Origin of the sequence: Streptomyces ruber, from assembly GCF_014648075.1 — a bacterium.
GTDB classification, from domain to species: domain Bacteria; phylum Actinomycetota; class Actinomycetes; order Streptomycetales; family Streptomycetaceae; genus Streptomyces; species Streptomyces ruber.
The window spans coordinates 193,740-214,145 of record NZ_BMQK01000010.1 but is presented as its reverse complement, the minus strand read 5'-3'; the positions used below and the strand labels follow the sequence as shown (position 1 = coordinate 214,145).

8 protein-coding genes are annotated in these 20,406 nt (G+C 74.4%); 5 read left to right on the top strand and 3 right to left on the bottom strand.

Going from position 1 to position 20,406, the window contains the following annotated elements; all coding sequences use genetic code 11:
- Position 1 precedes the first annotated feature (1 nt).
- Complete coding sequence (fabD, locus tag IEZ04_RS21855; RefSeq protein ID WP_229821173.1) at positions 2 to 2,449, top strand: ACP S-malonyltransferase; 2,448 nt, start codon at positions 2 to 4, stop codon at positions 2,447 to 2,449.
- 73 nt (positions 2,450 to 2,522) lie between these two features.
- On the opposite strand, the gene IEZ04_RS21850 is transcribed toward fabD, so the two are convergent.
- Positions 2,523 to 3,788, bottom strand: coding sequence for a helix-turn-helix domain-containing protein (locus IEZ04_RS21850; RefSeq protein WP_189218657.1), 1,266 nt, complete (start codon positions 3,786 to 3,788; stop codon positions 2,523 to 2,525).
- A gap of 312 nt (positions 3,789 to 4,100) precedes the next feature.
- Between IEZ04_RS21850 and IEZ04_RS21845 the strand changes: the two genes are divergently transcribed.
- Positions 4,101 to 4,319 (top strand): hypothetical protein, encoded by a 219-nt coding sequence (locus IEZ04_RS21845; RefSeq protein WP_189218623.1) that lies wholly within the window; start codon positions 4,101 to 4,103, stop codon positions 4,317 to 4,319.
- Between the two features lie 411 nt (positions 4,320 to 4,730).
- Positions 4,731 to 5,240: a LuxR C-terminal-related transcriptional regulator gene (locus IEZ04_RS21840; RefSeq protein ID WP_229821172.1), complete on the top strand. Its 510-nt coding sequence runs from the start codon at positions 4,731 to 4,733 to the stop codon at positions 5,238 to 5,240.
- Positions 5,241 to 5,441: 201 nt separating this feature from the next.
- Here IEZ04_RS21840 and IEZ04_RS21835 read toward each other — a convergent pair whose 3' ends face one another.
- Together IEZ04_RS21835 and IEZ04_RS21830 are read right to left on the bottom strand one after the other, a co-directional pair.
- A complete protein-coding gene (locus IEZ04_RS21835) occupies positions 5,442 to 5,960 on the bottom strand; it encodes an RNA polymerase sigma factor (RefSeq protein WP_189218621.1) in 519 nt (172 codons plus the stop codon).
- Positions 5,961 to 6,020: 60 nt separating this feature from the next.
- The gene (locus IEZ04_RS21830) at positions 6,021 to 7,313 is read right to left on the bottom strand and encodes a phthiocerol/phthiodiolone dimycocerosyl transferase family protein (RefSeq protein ID WP_189218620.1); all 1,293 of its coding nucleotides are present in this window, start codon (positions 7,311 to 7,313) and stop codon (positions 6,021 to 6,023) included.
- A gap of 449 nt (positions 7,314 to 7,762) precedes the next feature.
- On the opposite strand from IEZ04_RS21830, the gene IEZ04_RS21825 reads away from it, so the two are divergent.
- Both IEZ04_RS21825 and IEZ04_RS21820 read left to right on the top strand, forming a co-directional pair.
- The gene (locus IEZ04_RS21825) at positions 7,763 to 16,543 is read left to right on the top strand and encodes a non-ribosomal peptide synthetase (RefSeq protein WP_189218619.1); all 8,781 of its coding nucleotides are present in this window, start codon (positions 7,763 to 7,765) and stop codon (positions 16,541 to 16,543) included.
- Positions 16,536 to 20,405 (top strand): type I polyketide synthase, encoded by a 3,870-nt coding sequence (locus IEZ04_RS21820; RefSeq protein ID WP_189218618.1) that lies wholly within the window; start codon positions 16,536 to 16,538, stop codon positions 20,403 to 20,405. The genes IEZ04_RS21825 and IEZ04_RS21820 overlap by 8 nt, the downstream gene beginning before the upstream one ends.
- Position 20,406: the final 1 nt, after the last annotated feature.

Below are 20,406 nucleotides of genomic sequence, written 5' to 3'. Positions count from 1 at the left end.
CATGCAGGCAAGCGACATGCGGGCAAGGGACATGAAGGCCGTCGTCTTCCCCGGTCAGGGCGCCCAGTCCCGCGGCATGGGGCGCGACCTCCTCGACGCCTTCCCCGAGTCCGTCGGGCAGGCGTCGGACATCCTGGGGTACGACCTGCGGCGGCTGTGCCTGGAGGACCCCGACCGGCTGCTCAACCGCACCGAGTACACCCAGCCGGCCCTGTTCGTGGTCGGCGCCCTCGCCCACCGCCGGTGGCGGGAGGAGAACGGGGACGCGGCGGCGTTCTTCGCCGGGCACAGCCTGGGGGAGTACTGCGCCCTGCACGCCGCCGGCGCCTTCGACTTCGCGACCGGGGTCCGGCTGGTCCAGCGGCGCGGGCAGCTGATGGCGCGGGCCCGCGGCGGCGGCATGGTCGCCGTGGTCGGGATCGACGAGGACCGTCTGCGCGAGCTGCTGGGGGAGGGCGGCTTCACCACGCTCGCCGTGGCCAACCACAACACCCCCACCCAGCACGTGCTGTCCGGAGAGGCCGGGACCGTCGGCGCGCTGGAGACGTTCCTGGAGGACCGCCGGGTGCGCTGTGTGCGGCTGAAGGTGTCCGGCGCCTTCCACTCGCCGCTGATGCGCCCGGCGCAGGAGGAGTTCGCCGCCTACCTGCGGGCCTTCCGCCTGGGCGACCCGCGGGTGCCGGTCATCGCCAACGCCACCGCACGCCCGTATCCCGCCGGCCGGACGGCGGAGCTGCTCACCACGCAGATCACCGGCTCCGTACGGTGGACCGAGAGCGTGCACCACCTGCTGGACCAGGGCGTGACCGAGTTCGTCGAACTGGGCGGCAGCGTCGTCGGCCGCCTGGTCGACCAGATCCGCACCGCACCGCGCCCCGCGGCACGAGCATCCGCATCCGCCCCGGCATCCCAGCCCGTCCCGGCACCTGAACCCGCCCCGGCACCCGCACCCACCCCGACACCCCGGCCCGCCCCGGCACCTGGTTCCACCCCAGCGCCCGATCCCACCCCAACCCCCCGGCCCACCGCCTCCTTCCGCCCCGAAGACCTCGGCAGTGCCGTCTTCCGGCGTCGGCTGGGCCTGCGCTACGCGTACGTCGGCGGCGGCATGTACCGGGGCATCGCGTCGCCGGACATGGTGGTGGCCCTCGGCCGCCGCGGCATGCTCGGTTTCCTCGGTACGGGCGGGTCGTCGCCCGCGGACGTCGAGGAGGCGGTGCGCACCGTACGGGCACGGCTGGGGGACGGGCAGCCGTTCGGCGTCAACCTGCTCGCCGACCACGACGACCCCGCCGCCGAGCGGGCGATGGTCGAGATGCTGCTGCGGCAGCGGGTGACGGTCGTCGAGGCGTCGGCGTTCATCCGGATGACCCCGGCCCTGGTCCTGTACCGGGCCCGCGGTCTGCGGCGCGGCGCGGACGGGGCGCCGGTGTGCGACCACCGGGTGGTCGCGAAGGTGTCCCGCCCGGAGGTGGCGCAGGCGTTCATGTCACCCGCGCCGGACGCCGTGCTCGAACGGCTGGTGCGGGAGGGCGCCCTGGGCGCGGAGCAGGCGGAGCTCGCACGGCGGGTGCCGATGAGCCACGACATCACGGTCGAGGCCGACTCGGGCGGGCACACCGACGGCGGCGTCGCCACGGTGATGATGCCCGCCATGCGCGGACTGCGCGCGGAGGCGCAGCGGCGCCACGGCTACACCGAGCCCGTCTGCCTGGGCCTGGCGGGCGGCCTCGGCACGCCCGAGGCGGTCGCGGCGGCGTTCATGCTCGGCGCCGACTACGTGCTCACCGGCTCGGTCAACCAGTGCACGGTGGAGGCGGCGACCAGCGACGCGGTCAAGGACATGCTCCAGGGCATCGACATCCACGACACCGAGTACGCCCCGGCCGGCGACATGTTCGAAATGGGTGCCAAGGTGCAGGTGCTGCGCAAGGGGGTGTTCTTCCCGACCCGTGCCAACAAGCTGTTCTCGCTCTACAGCCACTACGACGGTGTGGAGGACCTCCCGGACAGGACCCGTGACCTGCTGGAGCGCACCTACTTCCGCAGGAGCCTCGCGGAGGTGTGGGAGGAGACCCGGGCCCACCTCCGCGCACGGGGCAGGCAGGACGTCCTGGACCGGGCCGGGAAGAACCCGAAACTGCGGATGGCGCTGCTCTTCCGCTGGTACTTCGCGTACACGGCACGGCTGGCGCTGCACGGCGGGGACGACCGGACCAACTACCAGATCCACACCGGCCCGGCGCTCGGCTCGTTCAACCAGTGGGCCAAGGGCACCGACCTCGAGTCGTGGCGGCGGCGCCACGTCGACGAGATCGGCCTGAGGCTGCTGCAGGGCGCGGCCGCGCACATGGACGCCATGTACCGGCACTGGCACGGGACACCGTCCAGCACGGCCGGGACGCCGCTGCCGAGGACACCCGAACCCGCGCACACCGGCACACCGTGACCGTCACGCCGGCACGTACGCACCACGGCCCCCGCCGATCCCGCCGGCGGGGGCCGTGGTGCGTACGCGGTGCCTAGCAGCCGGCGTCGCAGTCGTCCCGGGTCGTGTCGGCGGTCTCGGAGGCGCGTACGCCGGTCAGCGTGGTCGCCAGGGAGTGCCAGATGTGGGCCGCCAGGTCCAGGTTCTTGGAGTCGGCGGCCTGTTGTCCCACCTCCTGCAGGATGGCGATCCCGTCGTCGATGCGGCCGTCCAGGATCGTCAGCTGCCCCTTCAGCACCGTCAGGCGTACCCGGTCGCGGTAGGACAGGCGGAGGCCCTTGTCCGACAGCAGGGCGGTGCAGCGGGCCCGGGCGTCGTCCAGCTCCCCCTTGTGGAACGCCAGGTGTGCCTGCAGGGCATGGAGTTCCTGGACCTGCAGCGGCGTGCCGATCAGCTCGATGACGGACTCGGCCTCGCCCAGCCAGTGTTCGGCCGCGTCCACGCGGGCGGGGGCCATCTGCAGCGCGGCGGCGGCCGCCGCCGCCCGCAGCCTCGTCCACAGGGTCAGGTCGTCCTTGCCGTCGAGGAGGTCGAGCGCCTTGTCGAGCTTGGCCTGGGCGGCGGTGTGGTCCCCCTGGCGGTTGCTGACCATGGCGGCGGTCCAGAGGGCCTCGGCCGCCTGCGACGGAGCGGCGGCCGGCAGCAGTTCCCGCTCCAGTTCCTCGACGTGCCGACCGGCCGCCTCCATGCTGCCGATCTCCGTCTCGATGCTGATCAGCACCATGAGCGCGGCCATCGTGTCGGCCACGGACAAGGACCCGTCGCGGGCGATGGCGAGCGCCTGCACGGCCGCCGGCTCCGCCTTCTGCATCTTGCCCAGCGCGCGCAGGCACCGGGCGTACTGCATGTACGCCCGGGCGCGGAGCTCCGGCGAGTCCAGCAGGTCGCTCAGCTCGATGATCTCCAGGAGCTGGCCGAGCTCCCGCTCGTGGTCGCCGTTGCGCCGGTTGATGCGGCTGAGCAGCCAGAGGGCCTGCCAGCGGGCGGCGGGGTCCTCTCGTTCGTCGTCCTCGAGCGCGCGGGCCAGGGCGTCGGCGCTGTCCGTGCTGGAGGGCGCCGACAGCGCGCCGGCCAGTACCTCGGTGAGCGAGCCGTCCGTGGGACGGGTCAGGACGGACACATCGACGCCGAGCCGCTCCGCGAGGTAGGCGACGGCCCGTTCGGTGGGCCGGCGCTCCCCGGACTCCAGGCGTGACAGGTATCCCGTGGACATGCCCTCGCCCACCACATGGGCCTGGCTCAGGCCTCGCTCCAGCCTGAGTCGCCTCAACCGGCGGCCGAAGTGCGGCTGGTCAAGCATTCCCACCTCTTGTCCTCTGGCGTCTCCGGCACTCCTTCGTTCCGGGCTGTCGGCCAGCCAGGGTGCGGAAGTTGCCCCCACTTTACGGAAGTCGGGGCAACCCTGGCAACTGACTTACGACAGCTGGCGACCTCGATCACGGTGCGGTACTTGTACCCTCAGTTGCTTATGCCTGTCTTCGCAGGTCGGAGCCGTCCGGACGCTTGGCAACCCTCTTGGCAAGGTCTTGATCATTTAAGGCAAACTCTTGTCAGGCAGGTTGCCTACCTTTACTCTTCAAGGGCCGACCCTGATCCCATCTCACCTGGTTTCTTGGAGGTATTCGTGCTCGGCCACGTTCATTCCGGCTGGCAGCGCAGGCTCACCGCGCGGGCAGCGGCAGTCGTCCTGACGGGAGTGTTCGCGACCGCGGTGACGGCCCTGGTCTCGCCGGCGACCGGCATGGCGTCCCTCGGCAGATCGGTCGCCGTCCCGTACGGACAGTGGGACGGCTCCGCCGCGGCCGTCAACCAGGAGATCGAATGGCCCTAGCGACACGGCTCACCCGGGCGCGCCGGGCGAACGCGGCGCACGGCACACGGTCGGCCACGGCCCCGGTGTCGTGACGTGACGGAGAAACCCCTCCCGGGGCCTCGTACGGGGCGCCCGGGAGCCGGGACGGTTCCACAGAGCAACAGCACCTCGGTGCTCCCCCGTGCAGACAGCACCTCGGTGCTCCCGTACAAAAGGAAAGACGGTATGTCCGTGGTGACCGCGAAGAGTACCGACGCTTCGACCAGCAAGGGAATTCCGAATGCCGTCCCGGTTTCCGGCGTCCGCCGGAACGGCGCGGAGGGCAGGCCGCACAGACGCACTTTCACGGCACACGTGTCTCCTGGTGACCTCACCATCGCGGCGTCGGAGCCGGAATTCGCGCACCGATTCGGCTGTACACCGGCCGAGATGTACGGCCGTGGCATCCACGAATTCCTCCCCACCATGTCGCTCCCGGCCCTGAGAAAACGGTTCGCCGGTCTTTCCGAGGGCCGTTCCGACCGTTTCACGGAGCGGGTGATCGGCCGGGACAGGGCCGGTCGCACCTTCTCGGCCGAACTGACCGGGATATCGGTCAAGGGCACGGCCGGGAAGCCGGTCGGCATCGTCGTCCTGCTCCGCCCGGACGACGACACCGGCGGGACGGTCACGGTCGACGCCGAGCCGGCCGTGTCGGTACGGCGGACGCTCAGCAAGCTCGACGCGCAGGTGCTGGAGGGCGTCGCGAGCGGCGCCTCCACCGTGCAGCTCGCCACCCGCCTCTACATGAGCCGCCAGGGCGTGGAGTACCGCGTCGGCCTGCTGCTGCGGAAGTTCCAGGCGCCCAACCGTCCCGCACTCGTGGCGCGCGCGCACGGTGCGGGCCTGCTGACGGTGGGGCAGTGGCCGCCGCGCGTACCGCCGGAGCTGATCGCGTAACGACCGCCGTACACCCACATGTTCGTCCCGCGGGGACCGTGGCGCCGCACATCGCCACGGCCCCCGCGGGACGAACAGTTCTCGTATGCGCGCAAGGAGCCCGTCGCGGCAGCGCGGCCACGACGAGACGCCCGTGCCGCCGGCGCCGGACGACCTCGCGGGTCGTCGCGGGCACCGGCGGCACGGGCGCCTTGCGCACCGTCAGGCGGCAGCGGGCTGCCAGGCCTCCTGGAAGCGGCGGCGGGCACGGTGCAGGCGGGACCGTACGGTCCCCACGGGCAGGTCGAGGGTCTCCGCCATCTCCTCCTCGTTCAGCCCGTACGCGCGCAGGGTGAGGACCTGGCGGTGCGCGTCGGACAGCCGGCCGAGCACGTCGCTGATGTACACGGCATCGAGCGGATTGGTCTTCTGCTCCGTGTCCACCTGGGAGTACGCCGTCTCCGCGCCGAACCGTTTCGCGGTGCGCACGGCCTCACGGACGGTCACCGAACGCACCCAGCCGTGGAACGCCGCCGGTTCGCGCAGCGTGCCCAGGCCCCGGTAGATGGCGAGGAGCGCCTCCTGCGTGGCGTCGGCCGCGTCGTCCCGGGCGACGGACCGGCAGATACGGGTGACATAGGGCGCGATGCCGACGAGCAGGCTGTTCATCGCCTGCTCGTCGCCCGCCTGGGCCCGGGCGAGCAGCGCCGGGAACGAGGGGATGTCACTGACGGTGTTCATGTGGCGGGAACACTCCTCATGGCAGCTGGTGGGGCAGGTGCGCCGGACCGGGGCCGGCGCTCAGCTCGCGTCCGCGAGTACGCCCGCGGGTTCGGCGGTGCCCGCGAAGGCGAGCAGTCCGTCGAGGACGTCGTCGCGGAACGCCCGCATGAAGGACGGGCTGAAGCATGCGGTGAAGTGCGGGAACTCGATGGCGAGGCGGCCCTCGAAGGAGACGACGCAGGCCATGACGGGGCTGCGGCCCGCCTGGGGGAAGTACTGCTCACGCCCGGGCACCAGCCGGACGTCGGTCGCCCGCAGCCCCTCGGGGAGCCGCGGGCCGGGGACGACGCCCATGTTGGTGACGATGACGGTGCCCGTCTGGAGCGCCGGATTCCGGGGGATCTCCGGCGTGATCCGCATTTCCCGGAAGTGGTCGCCGCGCGTGATGAAGTCGTTGATCCGGGCGTGCACGGAACGCGCCAGGGCCAGCGGTTCCGTCTCCTCCGACACCTCCACGGTCTGCAGGTGGGTGGTGACGGCGGCCACCATGACGGAGGCGGGAACCGGGGAGGCCAGGCGCGACCGCAGGTCGACGGGTGACAGGCAGCCCAGTGTCCGGGGGCCGTTGCCCTCCAGCCGGCGGCGGGCCGTCATCAGGACCGCGGCGCTCACCAGGGCGTGGACGGACACGCCCGCCCGGCGGGCGCTCTCCCGCAGGCGGGTGGTGGCTTCCAGGCCGAGTGTCAGCCGGCGCACCTCGATGTGTCCCTCGTCCGCCGCCGGGCGGGGCACGTCGTAGGAGACCAGCTCGACCGGGTGCCGCCTCGCCTCCTCGCTGCGACGCTCCAGGTACGCCGCGATGTCGGCCTCGTCCGCGGGGGGCAGGGAAAGGCTGACCGGACGGGGCCACGGGGAGACGGCCACCGGGGGCTCCGCGCCCCGTTCGACGATCGCCCGGTAACGCTCCCAGAGGGTGTTGTGCAGGGCGATGGCGCTGTGTCCGTCGGTGATCGTGTGGTCCACCAGCAGGACGAGCAGGTGACGGTCGCCGTCCGGCTCGCTGACGAGCGCCGCGCGGGCCAGCGGACCGCCGACCGGCAGCGGGGTGTTCAGCTCGGCCGCGTAGGCCTCCTCCAGATCGCCGGTCCGCACGCTCAGCCGCGGCCTGTCGTCCTCTCCGAGGAGCCGCAGCGCGAACCCCGTGCCGTCCGGCACGATCCGGGCCCGCAGTGTCGGCTGCCCGGCCGTGACGGTGTCGAACGCCGTCGACAGCGCCGCCACGTCGACGGGTCCGCGCAGGGCGCAGGAGAGCACGGCTCTGCTTCTCTGGCCCACATAGAGCGTCTCGACCGGACACAGCTCACGTTGCATGCCGTCAGTCATCTTCTCGCCAACCAATTTCCGTACCCGAGGCGGTGAACCGTCGTCACCGCCGGCCGTCCGAAGAAACCCGGTGTTGTCCGGAAGAGTGCATCGCCGGGAGCCGTCGAATCCAACGAAGGACGGCTTCGGACCGCGAATCGCGTACTTTCCCTAGAACTCGCCCCGGTCCGCCGCGCATGCTTCAGGGGAATTCCCTGAATACTGTTCCTGCCGGACAGGCGGGCTTGACCGGTCGTTTCCGGTCCCTCAACGTAAAGAGCCGTCGGAACCGGCAACAGGGCCGAACGACCCCGAGCAGTGCACTTGTTCCCCTCCTGTGCACGCCGGCCCCGGAATCACGCTGACCGGACCGGCCGGGACCGACGAACGCACCCGTCCGACCCGACCGGACATCCCCCCGACCGTGTGATCACGGCTTGCCACGTGAGGGTTCTGCCATGCCACTCCACGAGGACGACAGTCGACCGCTGACCGGGGCCCAGGAGGGCCTCTGGTACGCCCAGCGCCTCGCCCCGGACAGCGCCGCCTACAACACCGGAGAGGCGGTGGAGATCCACGGTGCCCTGGACACCGGCCTGTTCGAGGCGGCCCTGCGGCGCACCGTCGGTGAGGCCGACACGTTCGCCCTGCGCTTCTTCGACACGGACGACGGTCCCCGGTGCCGCCCGGCACCGGACGCGGACGACTGGCCGCTGCACCGCGTCGACGTCAGCGGCGCGGACGACCCGGAGGCCGCCGCGTGGCAGTGGATCAGGAGTGACCTCGCGACCCCCCTGGACGTGGACAAGGGCCCGCTGTTCTCGCACGCCCTGCTCACCCTCGCGGCCGACCGGCACATCTGGTTCCTGAAGGCCCACCACATCCTGCTCGACGGCTACAGCTACAAGCTCCTCGGGCGCCGGCTCGCCGACACGTACAATGCGTCGGCCGCGGGCGGGCAGCCGGCCCCCTCCGTCTTCGCGCCGGTCAGCCGGCTCCGGGCGGACGAGGCCGCCTACCTCGCCTCCGAGCGGTACGAGCGTGACCGCGCCCACTGGGCCGGGCGCCTGGCCGGACTGCCCTCCGAGCCCGCCCGTCTGACGCGCCGGACGGCCGCCCCCGCCGCCCCGTTCCTGCGCCGCACCCTGGACCTCGCCCCCGCCGAGGCCGAGGCCCTCGCGGCGGCCGCGGCCCGACTCGGGGTCACCCGCACCGATCTCCTGACCGCCGCCGTCCTCGCGTTCCTGCACCGCATGACCGGCGCCGACGACCTGGTCCTCGGCCTGGCCACCATGAGCCGCCCCGGCAGCGCCGCGCTGCGCACCCCGGGCACCGCCTCCGACGTCCTGCCGCTGCGCGTGCCCGCCGCATCCGGCACGTCCGTCGGCGACCTCGCCCGGGCGGCCGCGGACGAGCTCAAGGCGCTGCGGCGGCACCAGCGGTACCGGGGCGAGTTCATCCGCCGCGACCTCGGCCTGCTGGGCACGGGCCGCCGGCTGTACGGGCCGGTCCTCAACATCGTCCCGTTCACCGAGGACCTGACCTTCGGCGGCCACCCCGCCACCTGGCACCACCTGTCCGGCGGCGCCGTCGAGGACCTGCAGATATCCGTACGGCCCGCGACCGAGCCCGGCGGACTGTGGCTGGCCCTCGACGCCAACCCCGCCCTGTACGAGGAGGACGAACTCGCCCTCCACCGCGACCGGTTCCGCCTGCTGCTGCGCCGGCTGACGACCGCGGCGCCGGAACTGCCGCTGCACGACCTGGACCTGCTGCTGCCGGGCGAGCGTCCCGAGGACGCGCCCGCGCGCACCTTCCCGGTCGCCGGGACCCTCACGGAGCTGTTCGAGCGGCGGGCCGCCGCGGTGCCGGAGCGGACCGCCGTGTCGGGCGGGGCCGGAAGCCTCACCTACGCGGAGCTGAACGCCCGGGCCAACCGCCTGGCCCGGCTGCTGGCCGAGCGGGGCGCCGGACCCGGCCGGGTGGTGGCGCTCGCCCTGCGCCGGGACGTGCCCCTGCTGCCCGCCCTGCTGGCCGTGCTCAAGACGGGTGCCGCCTACCTCCCGCTGGACACCGGCCACCCGGCCGAGCGGCTGCGGCTGGTCGTGGCGGACGCGCGGCCCGTCCTCCTCGTCACCGACGACGACCCCGCGGACCTGCTGCCCGGCACCGCCGTCCCCGTGGTCCGCCTCGGCGACCCGCAGGTCGAGCGGGACCTCGCCGGCCGGCCGGCGGGCGACCTCACCGACGCCGAGCGCGGCGGGCCGACGAGCCCGTCCGACATCGCGTACGTCATCCACACCTCGGGCTCCACGGGACGCCCCAAGGGCGTACCGGTGCCGCACGCCAACGTGGTCCGGCTCTTCGCCGCGGCCGAGGAGCACTTCACCTTCGGCCCGGACGACGTGTGGACCCTGTTCCACTCCTACGCCTTCGACTTCTCGGTCTGGGAGATCTGGGGCGCCCTCCTGCACGGCGGCCGCCTCGTCGTCGTGCCGTACGCCGTCAGCCGTTCGCCCCGCGACTTCCTCGGCCTGCTGCACCGCGAGGGCGTCACCGTCCTCAACCAGACGCCGTCCGCCTTCGAGCAGCTGATCGACGCGGACACGGAACGGGCGGCCGCCGGCGAGGACCCCGCCCGGCCCCCGGCCGGTGCCCTGCGGTACGTGATCTTCGGTGGGGAGGCGCTGCGCCCCGAGCGGCTGCGCCCGTGGGCCGACCGGTACGGCCTGGACGCGCCCGCCCTGGTGAACATGTACGGCATCACCGAGACCACCGTGCACGTCACCCACCACCGCCTCACCCGCGCCGACCTGGACGACCCGCGCCGGGGCAGCGTCGTCGGCACGCCGCTCGCGGACCTGCGCGTGTACCTGCTGGACCCGGCGGGACGTCCGGTGCCGACCGGTGCCACCGGTGAGATCCACGTGGCCGGACCCGGGGTGGCCGCCGGATACCTGAACCGGCCCGACCTCACCGCCGAACGGTTCCCCGACGACCCCCACGGGCCGCCCGGCAGCCGGATGTACCGCTCCGGCGACCTGGCGCGGCGCCGCGCCGACGGCACGCTGGAACACCTCGGGCGCGCCGACGCGCAGGTGCAGCTGCGGGGCTTCCGCATCGAGCCCGGGGAGATCGAGGCCGTCCTCGCCTCCCACCCGCGGGTCGCCCGCGCCGCGGTCGTCGTCCGCCGCGCCGACAACGGCGCGCAGCAGCTCGTCGCGTACACGGTCGCCGCCGGAGGCACCCCGCCGTCCACCGCCGAGCTGCGCGCCCACGCCGCCACCCGCCTGCCCGAGCACATGGTCCCGGCCGCCTGCGTCGCCGTCGGCGCGCTGCCGCTGACCGCCAACGGCAAGCTCGACGTCCAGGCCCTGCCCGCACCCGACTTCGCCGCCGCCGCGGCGGCCGGCACCCGCCCCGCCACCGGGTCGCAGGCCCTGCTCTGCCGGCTGTTCGAGGACGTGCTGCACCTGCCCGGCGACTCCGTGGGCGTCGACGCCGACTTCTTCGGCCTGGGCGGCGACTCCCTCCTCGCCACCCGTCTGCTGGCCCGCCTGCGCGCGGAGACCGGCGCCGAGGTGCCCATCACCGCCCTGTTCGACGGCCCGACACCGGCCGCGCTCGCCGGACGGCTCGCCGCGCAGGACGGCACGGCCGGTCCGCTGCCCGCCCTGGGCGACGTCGTCCGGCCGGACCGCGTACCGCTGTCCTTCTCCCAGGAACGCATGTGGTTCCTGAACCGGCTCGACGACGGGGCGGCGACGTACAACATCCCGCTCGTCGTCCCGCTGCGCGCCCCCGTCGACACCGAGGCGCTGCACGCGGCCCTCGGCGACGTCACCGACCGGCACGAGAGCCTGCGGACGGTGTTCGCCGAGCACGACGGCGTGCCGTACCAGCACATCCTGCCGCCGGGGGAGCGGCACCCGGAACTGCACCGCGTGGACTGCCCCGCCGAGGAGACCGGCGCCCACGTCGCCGCGGCCCTGCGGCACCGCTTCGACCTGACCCGCGACCTCCCGCTCACCGCCTCGCTGTTCGGCACCGGACCGGAGTACACGCTGGTGCTCGTGCTGCACCACAGCGCGGCCGACGGCTGGTCGCTGCGCCCCTTCGCCGACGACCTGGGCACCGCCTACGCGGCACGCCGCGCGGGCCGGGCGCCGCGGTGGAGCGCGCTGCCCGTGCAGTACGCCGACCACGCCGTGTGGCAGCGCGCGCTGCTCGCCCCCGAGCCGGAGGGACCGGGACGCCTGGAGCGGCTGACGGCCCACTGGCGCACGGCGCTGGCGGACCTGCCCGAGGAATGCACCCTGCCCGGCGACCGGCCACGCCCCGCGGCCGCGCGCGGCGCCGGAGCCCACGTCACCGCGACGGTGGACGCGGCGCTGCACAAGGCACTGCTGGACCTCGCGGACCGCGAGGGCGCCAGCCTGTTCATGGTGCTGCACGCTGCGGTCAGCGCCCTGCTCACCCGGTGCGGCGCGGGCGAGGACGTCGTCCTCGGCACTCCGGTCGCGGGCCGCTCCGAACCCGCTCTCGACGACGTGATCGGCCTGCTCACCAACACGCTGGTGCTGCGCGCCGACACCTCCGGCGACCCGGCCTTCCGCGCCCTCCTCGCCCGGCTGCGCACCTCGGACCTGAGCGCCCTGGACCACCAGGACCTGCCCTTCGACCGGCTGGTGGAAGAGCTCAACCCGCCCCGGCACCCGTCCCGGCACCCGCTCTTCCAGGTCATGCTGGCCCTGCAGAACAACGAGCGGGCCGTGCTCCGCCTAGACGGACAGGAGGTGCCGCTGCGGCCCACCGCCACCGGCACCGCCAAGTTCGACCTCTTCGTCGACGTCCTGGAGCGCTACGACGACGCGGGCGCGCCCGACGGTCTCGACCTGCACGTCGAGTACGCGACCGACCTGTACGACACCGCGACGGCCGAGGCGTTCGCCCAGGCCCTGCACCAGGTCCTCGGGGCCGTGTCCGCCGACCCCGACGTCCGCGTCCGCGCCCTTCCCGCACCGCCGGCGCCGTTCGGGCGGACGCCCGGCACGGCCGCCGCCACGACGGACACCGACGCCGCCGAGGCGGAGCGCACGGCGCTGTCCGTCCCCGGCATCCGCGACGCGGCCGCCCTGCCGGGCCCCGACGGCGGCCCCCTGCACCTGTACGTCGTGCCCGGCCGCGCGGACGCCGCCGAACGCGTCGAGCAGCTCCTCGGCTCCGCGGGCCGCGGCACGGTCCGTGTCACCGCGGTCGGCATCCTGCCCCGCACCGCCGACGGCACCCTCGACACCGAGGCCCTGGGCTCCCTGCCCCTCGTCGACGGCGTCGCCGCGGACGCCTGGCAGCGGCGTCTCGCCCGCGTCCCCGGCGTCACCGAGGTCCGGGTCACGGTGGAGAACGTGCCCGAGGAGCCGGCCCGCCGCCACGTCGGCACCCCCCGCCGTGCCGCCGGACAGACCCCGGCCGAACACGCCGGCACGGCACCCGCCACCGCCGTCCCGGCGCTGAGCGAGGGGGCGGAGCTGGCCGAACCGCCGGTCTCCGGCTGGGCGCAGGCGCTGCTGCGCGCCGCGGAGAGCCCGCACGGCGAGGTCGTGCACGTGCACGCGGACGGCAGCGAGAACCGGCGCAGTTACGCGTCCCTCGTCACCGAGGCCTCCCAGGTCCTCGCGGGACTGCGGAAGGCCGGACTGCGCCCCGGGGACCAGGTCATCCTCCAGTGCGACGAGAGCGAGGACTTCCTCGCCGCGCTGTGGGGCTGCATCCTCGGCGGCTTCGTCGCCGTCCCGCTGACCGTCCCCGCCTCCTACACCACCTCCTCGGCGGCGCTGGCCAAGCTGGAGGGCATCTGGAGGATGCTCGGCCGGCCCTGGATCGTGTGCTCGCGGGGCAAGGAGGCGGGCCTGCGCGACCTCGCGGCCCGGCACGACTGGCCCGGACTGCGGCTGACCACGGCCGACGCCCTGCGCGAGGCGCCCGAGGACCGCGACTGGTACGAGGCGCGGCCGGACGACCTCCTGCTGATGCTGATGACCTCGGGCAGCACCGGCCTGCCCAAGGCCGTGCGGCAGAGCCACCACGCCGTGCTGACCCGGTCCGCCGCGACCGCGCAGCTCAACGGGCTCGGCGAGCAGGACGTCACGCTGAACTGGATCCCGCTCGACCACGTCACCGGCGTGGTGATGTTCCACCTGCGCGACGTGTTCCTCGGCTGCCGCCAGATCCACGCGCCGACCTCCTGGATCCTGGAGGACCCGGTGCGCTGGATGGACCTCGCCGACCGGCACCGCACCACCGTCACCTGGGCGCCCAACTTCGCCTTCGGGCTGCTGGCCGAGCAGGCCGACCGCTTCCGCGACCGCACCTGGGACCTGTCGCCGGTACGGCTGGTGATGAACGCGGGCGAGGTCGTCGTGGCCTCCGCCGCGCGCCGCTTCCTGCGCGCGCTGAAGCCCTTCGGCCTGCCCCAGGACGTGATGCACCCCGGCTGGGGCATGTCGGAGACGTGCTCGGTGGTCACCGACGCCGTGCTGCCCGGCGAACCGGACGGCTCCGACGAGTCGTTCGTCAGCTGCGGCCGTCCCTACCCCGGGTTCGCCATGCGCGTCGTCGGCGAGGACGGCACGGTGCTCGCCGAGGGCGACATCGGCCGGTTCCAGGTCCGCGGCGCCTCCGTGACGAGCGGCTACCACGACAACCCGGGGGCGAACGCCGAGGCGTTCACCGAGGACGGCTGGTTCGACACCGGGGACCTGGCGTTCCTGCGCGACGGCGAGCTGTACATCACCGGCCGCGCCAAGGACGTCATCATCGTCAACGGCGTCAACCACTACAGCCACGAGATCGAGGCCTGCGTCGAGGAACTCCCCGCCGTCGTACGGAGCTACAACGCCGCCGTCGCGGTGCGCTCCGACCCGTCGGCGGTCACCGACGAGCTCGCGCTGTTCTGCCGTCTCGCCCCGGGCCAGGACACGGCCGCCGCGCTGCGCGAGATCGCCGGCAAGGTGACCCGGGAGATCGGCGTCAGCCCCGCCTTCGTCATCCCCGTCGCCGCGGACGCCATACCGAAGACCGAGATCGGCAAGATCCAGCGCACCAAGCTGCGCAAGAGCTTCGAGGCGGGCGACTTCGACGAGGCGGTCCGCGAGGCCCAGCTCCTGATGGGCACCGCCGCCACCCTGCCCGACTGGTTCCTGCGCCCGGTGTGGCAGCGGGCCGAGCGGCACCGTCCGCGCCCGGCGGCGGCCGGACGGCACACCCTCGTCCTGGCCGGCGGCGACCCGCGCACCCACGAGCTCGCCGGGCGCCTCGCCGAGCGGGTACGGGCCGACGGCGGACTGTGCACGCTGGTCACCGACGCACCGGCGTACGAGCGGACGGACGCCGCGCGGTACGGGATCCGCCCCGCGGAGGAGGCCGACCACACGGCACTGCTGCGACAGTTGGACGCCGACCGGCGCCCGGTCAACGCCGTCGTGCACCTGGGCGCGCTGCACACCACCGTGACCTCGCCCCTGGACGACGCCGGCACCGGCACCCTCCTCGCGCTCGCCCGTGCCCTCGCCGCCCGGCCCGGACGGCAGCGGCCCGTCGACCTGCTGTACGTGACGGCGGGCGCCCAGGCGGTCGTGCCCGGGGACGACGCCTCCCCGGCGCACGCCGTGGCCGGCGCCCTGCTGAAGTCGCTGGGGGAGGAGTTCACCTGGCTGCGCGGGGTGCACCTCGACCTCGCGCCCGGATCGGCCGGAGCGCCCGGAGCCCCCGACAGCCCCGCCGGCTCCGAGGACCCCGTACCCGTGCTGCTGGCCGAATCGGCGGACCCGTCGGCCGACGCCGAGGTCGCCCGGCGCGGCGGACACCGCCACGTACGCCGCCTGGCCCCGCTGCCCGACCGGCCGGCCCGCGCCGAACTCCCCGACTCCGACGGGTTCCACCTGGTCAGCGGCGGTCTGGGCGGCGTCGGCAGCGAGGTCGCGGCGCATCTGCTCAAGACGCCCGGCACCCGGCTGCTGCTGCTCGGCCGCACCCCGCTGCCCGCCGAGGACACCTGGCCGCGGCACCTGGCCGAGCAGGGCCCCGAAGCCGCCCGCATCGAGGCGCTGCGACGGCTGCGGGCCCTCGGGGAGGTCCGGTACGCGAGCGCCGACGTCACCGACGAGGACCAGGTGCGCGCCGCGGTGGACACGGCCGCCCGGACCTGGGGCGTACCCCTGGTGTCGGTGCTGCACCTGGCGGGTGTCCGCGACGAGAGGCCGGTGCGGGAACTGGATCCCGCGTCCTGGCGCCGGGCCCTCGCGGCCAAGGTGGACGGCGCGTGGACGCTGCACCGTGTCGCCGCCGACCACCCGGTGACCTCCTTCACCACCTTCTCCTCGGTGAACGGCTACTTCGGCGGCGCCATGAACGCCGCCTACGCCGCCGCCAACGCCTTCCTCGACGCCCTCGCGCTGCACCGCCGGGGCCGGGGGCTGCCCGCGCAGAGCCTGGCCTGGAGCATGTGGCGGGAGCGCGGCATGAGCCGTGGCTACCGGCTCGCCGCGCTCGGCGAGGCCCGCGGCTACCGGGTGCTCGACACGGCTGCCGCACTGCGCTCCTTCGACCTGGCCCGCACCGTCGCCGAGCCGCACCTGCTGATCGGCGCCGACCGCGGCGCCCCCTGGGTGCGCAGCCATGTCGAGGGCCCGGTACGGCAGTTGCGGCGGCCGGCCGCACGCGTCGCCCTGGAGGAGGGCACCGACCTGGGCGCCCTGTACGGTGCGGCGGCCGACGCCGCCCGGGCGTGCGGCCTCGCGGACGGCTGGGTGCTGCGCTCTGCCGGTTCCGCCGCGCGGCAGGCCGACCCGGACGCCGGGGAGCGGCTGCGGCGCACGGAGAGCGAACTGGCCCGGCTGTGGTGCGAGGTGCTGGGCCGCGACCGGGTGGGCCGGGACGACAACTTCTTCGACCTCGGCGGCAACTCCCTCCTCCTGGTCACCGCGCAGACCGCGGTCAACAGGACCTTCGGCTGCGAGCTGTCCGTCGTCGACCTGTTCGCCCACCCCACCGTGCGCGACCTCGCCCGGCACCTCACCACGCGGACCGGCGCCGCGCCGGGTGCCGGGACCGACACACCGTACGAGAAGCCCGACACCGGGCCGAGCGCTCTGCAGAAGGCCAAGGAACAAGCACAGCGACAGCGCGCGGCCCGCGCACGCCGCTCCGCGCGGCACGGAAAGGACCGGGGCCATGCATGACTTCACCGACCCGCTGGACGAGCAGGACACACCGGTGATCGAGGAGGACGAGGAGGTACCCGCCGTCGCCGTGATCGGCATGGCGGGCCGCTTCCCCGGCGCGGACGACCTGGACGCCTTCTGGGACAACCTGGCGGCCGGCCGGGAGTCGGTGCGGCCCGTGACCGACGAGGAGTTCCTCGCCGCGGGCGGTGACCCGCGCGACCTGAAGGACCCCGGCCTGGTCCGCATGGCGTCGGTCGTCGACGGCATCGACCGCTTCGACTCCGGGTTCTTCGGCTACAGCCCCGCCGAGGCCGCCGTGGTGGACCCCCAGCAGCGGCTGCTGCTGGAGACGGCCCACCACGCCCTGGAGGACGCCCGCTGCCTCGGCTCCGGGCGCGAGGGCACGGTCGGTGTGTACGCGGGCAGCGGCGACAGCCGCTACTACCCGGGCCATGTCCACCCGCGCTTCGCCGGGCAGCCCGGGTCGGTGGCCCTCGTGCACGCGGCCACCGCCAACTCCCTCGGCACGCTCGCCACCCGCGTCTCCTACGAACTGGGCCTGACCGGCCCGAGCGTGTCCCTGCAGACGGCCTGTTCCACCGCGCTGGTCGCCGTGCACACCGCCTGCCAGGACCTGCTCGACCACCGCTGCGACACCGCGCTCGCCGCCGCCGTCTCCCTCAACCCCTCGGCGATGCTCGGCTACCGGTACGTGCCCGACGGCCCCTTCTCGCCCGACGGTCACTGCCGCGCGTTCGCCGCGGACGCGGCCGGCACCTCCTCCGGCGACGGCGTCGGGGCGGTGGTCCTCAAGCGCCTGGAGGACGCCCTCGCCGACGGCGACCGCATCCGCGCCGTCATCCGGGGCAGCGCCGTCAACAACGACGGGCGCCGCAAGGTGGGCTTCACCGCGCCCAGCTCGGCCGGGCAGACCGAGGTGATCCTCGCGGCACAGGCGCAGGCGCTGGTCGACGCCGGCACCATCGGTCTGGTCGAGGCGCACGGCACCGCCACCAAACTCGGCGACCCCATCGAGGTCTCGGCGCTGACCGAGGCGTTCCGGCAGAGCACCGACCGCCGCGGGTTCTGCGCCCTGGGCTCGGTGAAGACCAACATCGGCCATCTGGGAGCGGCCGCCGGCATCGCCGGCTTCATCAAGGCCGTCCTGGCCCTGGAACACCGGCAGATCCCGCCGAACCTGCACTTCGACAAGCCCAACCCGCTGATCGACTTCGCCACCGGGCCGTTCCGGGTGCCCACCGCCCTGGAGGAGTGGCAGGCGGACGGCCACCCCCGACGGGCCGCGGTGAGCGCTTTCGGCATCGGCGGCACCAACGCCCACGTGATCCTGGAGGAGGCACCGCGGACCGCACCCGCCCCGCCCCGCGCGCCCGAGGACGGAAGCCGTCTGGTGCTGCCGCTGTCCGCGCGCACCGCCGGTGCCCTGCGCGGCCAGGCGGAGGCCGTCGCCCGCCACCTCGAACGCCGGCCGGAGCTGCGCCTGGACGACCTCGCGCACTCCCTGCGCACGGACCGGCCCGCGCTGCGCCACCGCCTGGCGGTCACGGCCGCCTCCCGCGAGGAGGCCCTGACCGCCCTGCGCACCGCCGTGCCCGCCACACCGCCCCTGACCGACGAACCCGCCCGGGTGGCGTTCCTGCTGCCGGGCGGCGGCACCCAGTACCCCGGCATGGGAGCGGAGCTCTACCGCGGGCACGGCGTCTACCGCGACGTCGTCGACGAGTGCGCGCGCATCCTGCGGCCCGCCCTCGGCGCCGACGTCCGCGACGCCCTGTTCGAGCAGCCGGAACCCGAGAATACCGCCGCGTTCATGAGCCTGGTGGTGACCGAGTACGCGCTCGCCCGCACCCTGATGGAGGCGGGGGTGCGCCCCGACGCGCTCATCGGCCACTCCCTCGGCGAGTACACCGCGGCCTGCCTGGCCGGCGTCCTGGACCTGGAGGACATGCTGCCCCTGGTCACCGAGCGGATGCGGCTCATCGCCTCCGCGGGCGGCGCGACCGTCGGGGTGGCGGCGCCGGCCGGGGACGTGACGCCGCTGCTGGACGAGGAGCTGTCCCTGACCGCGGTGAACGGGCCCGCCGCGTGCACCGTCGCCGGACACGCCGACGCGGTCGCACGGTTCGAGGCGGAACTCGAGCGCCGGGGCGTCCCCTTCCGCCGGCTGCGCATCCCCGCCGCGGCCCACTCCCACGTCCTGGACCCGGTCCTCGCGACGTTCGAGAGCCATCTGCGCACCGTGACACTGCGCCCGCCGCGCATCCCGTACGTCACCAACGTCACCGGCACCTGGACCACCGACGAGCAGGCCACGTCCGTCCGGCACTGGATCGACCACACGCGCAACACCGTCCGCTTCACCGACGGCGTCACGGCCCTGTGGGAGCGCCTCGCCCCCGTCCTCGTGGAGATCGGGCCGGGCGACACGATGACCAAGCTCGCCACCGCCCAGCTCGCGGAGCACGCACCGGTCACGGTGACCACCATGCGGCACGCCAAGGCCGACGCCCCGGACGGCTTCGTCCTCGCCGAGGCCCTGGGCCGGCTGTGGAGCGCGGGCGTGGACGCCGCGCTCCCGCCGGTGCCGGGCGAGCCCCGCAGCGTCCCGCTGCCCGGGTACGCCTTCGAACGGCACCGGCACTGGATCGACGCCCCCGGCGCCCGCACGGAGCCCGGGACGGCGGCCGCCCCCGAAGCGGCGGGCCCGGTCACGGCGCTCGCCCCGCGGCCCCGCCTCACGACCGAGCACGTGGCCCCGCGCACCGACCGAGAACGGGCCGTGGCCGAACTGTGGGAGGAGACCCTCGGCATCGGCGGCATCGGCGTCCTCGACAACTTCTTCGACCTCGGCGGCGACTCGATGCGCGCCGTCCTGCTGACGGGCCGGCTGCGCCAGACCGGAGTGCTCGACGTGCCCGCCGCGGCCCTGCTCGCCGCCCCCACGGTCGCGGGGCTGCTCGAGGCGGCCGACAAGAACGAAGGCGCCAGCGCGGACCCCGCGAGCCGCCCGCCGGCCGCGCTCGGCCCCCTGCTGCCGCTGCGCGCCGAGGGCGGCGCCACGCCGCTGTTCTGCATCCACCCCGGAGCGGGCGTGTCCTGGCGTTACACGGGCCTGCTGCCCCACCTGGGCGGCGACCAGCCCGTGTACGGCATCCAGGCCGCGGGCCTCGACGGCACCTCGCCGCCGGCCCCGGACGCCGCCTCCATGGTCGCCCACTACGTCGACCTCGTCCGCGAGGTGCAGCCGCACGGTCCGTACCGGCTGCTGGGCTGGTCGTACGGCGGGTTCGTGGCGCACGCGATGGCCTGCGCGCTGCAGGAGAGCGGCGAGCGGGTGGAGATGCTCGCGATGCTCGACGCACCCCAGCCGCACGGCACCGCCCACGACCCCGACGGGGCCGAACAGCAGGTGGCGGCCCTCCTGACGAAGGTGGCGGGCCTGGACGCCGGGCCGGCCACCGACGTGCCGGACGTCGGCGCGGTCCTGGACCGCATCGAGGCGAACGCCGCGGCCGACCCCACGAGTTCCCCCGTCACCCGCGCCGAGGCGGCGGCGATCGCCGAGGTCATGCGCAACAACCTGCGCATCGCGCCGCAGTTCGCCCCCGGCGTCTACCACGGGGACGTGCTGTTCTTCAGCGCCGAGGAGGAGACCGGGGAGGAGGCCGCGGAAGGGCCCGCGGGCTCCGGTGACCTCGCGGTGATGCCCGGCAAGGCCGACGCCTGGCGGCCCCACGTCGACGGCACCCTCCAGGACCACCGGGTGCCGTGCAGCCACTACGAGATGACCGAACCGGACCCCATCGCCCGCATCGGCGCGGTCGTCGCCAAGGCGCTGCGGCCGAGCTCCGCCTGAC

Bases quoted from the DNA above. Each gene is read 5' to 3' on its own strand.
- fabD (WP_229821173.1), top strand. From the start codon at position 2: ATGCAGGCAAGCGACATGCGGGCAAGGGACATGAAGGCCGTCGTCTTC.
- IEZ04_RS21825 (WP_189218619.1), top strand. From the start codon at position 7,763: ATGCCACTCCACGAGGACGACAGTCGACCGCTGACCGGGGCCCAGGAG.
- IEZ04_RS21830 (WP_189218620.1), bottom strand. From the start codon at position 7,313: ATGCAACGTGAGCTGTGTCCGGTCGAGACGCTCTATGTGGGCCAGAGA.
- IEZ04_RS21850 (WP_189218657.1), bottom strand. From the start codon at position 3,788: ATGCTTGACCAGCCGCACTTCGGCCGCCGGTTGAGGCGACTCAGGCTG.
- IEZ04_RS21820 (WP_189218618.1), top strand. From the start codon at position 16,536: ATGCATGACTTCACCGACCCGCTGGACGAGCAGGACACACCGGTGATC.
- IEZ04_RS21840 (WP_229821172.1), top strand. From the start codon at position 4,731: ATGTACGGCCGTGGCATCCACGAATTCCTCCCCACCATGTCGCTCCCG.
- IEZ04_RS21835 (WP_189218621.1), bottom strand. From the start codon at position 5,960: ATGAACACCGTCAGTGACATCCCCTCGTTCCCGGCGCTGCTCGCCCGG.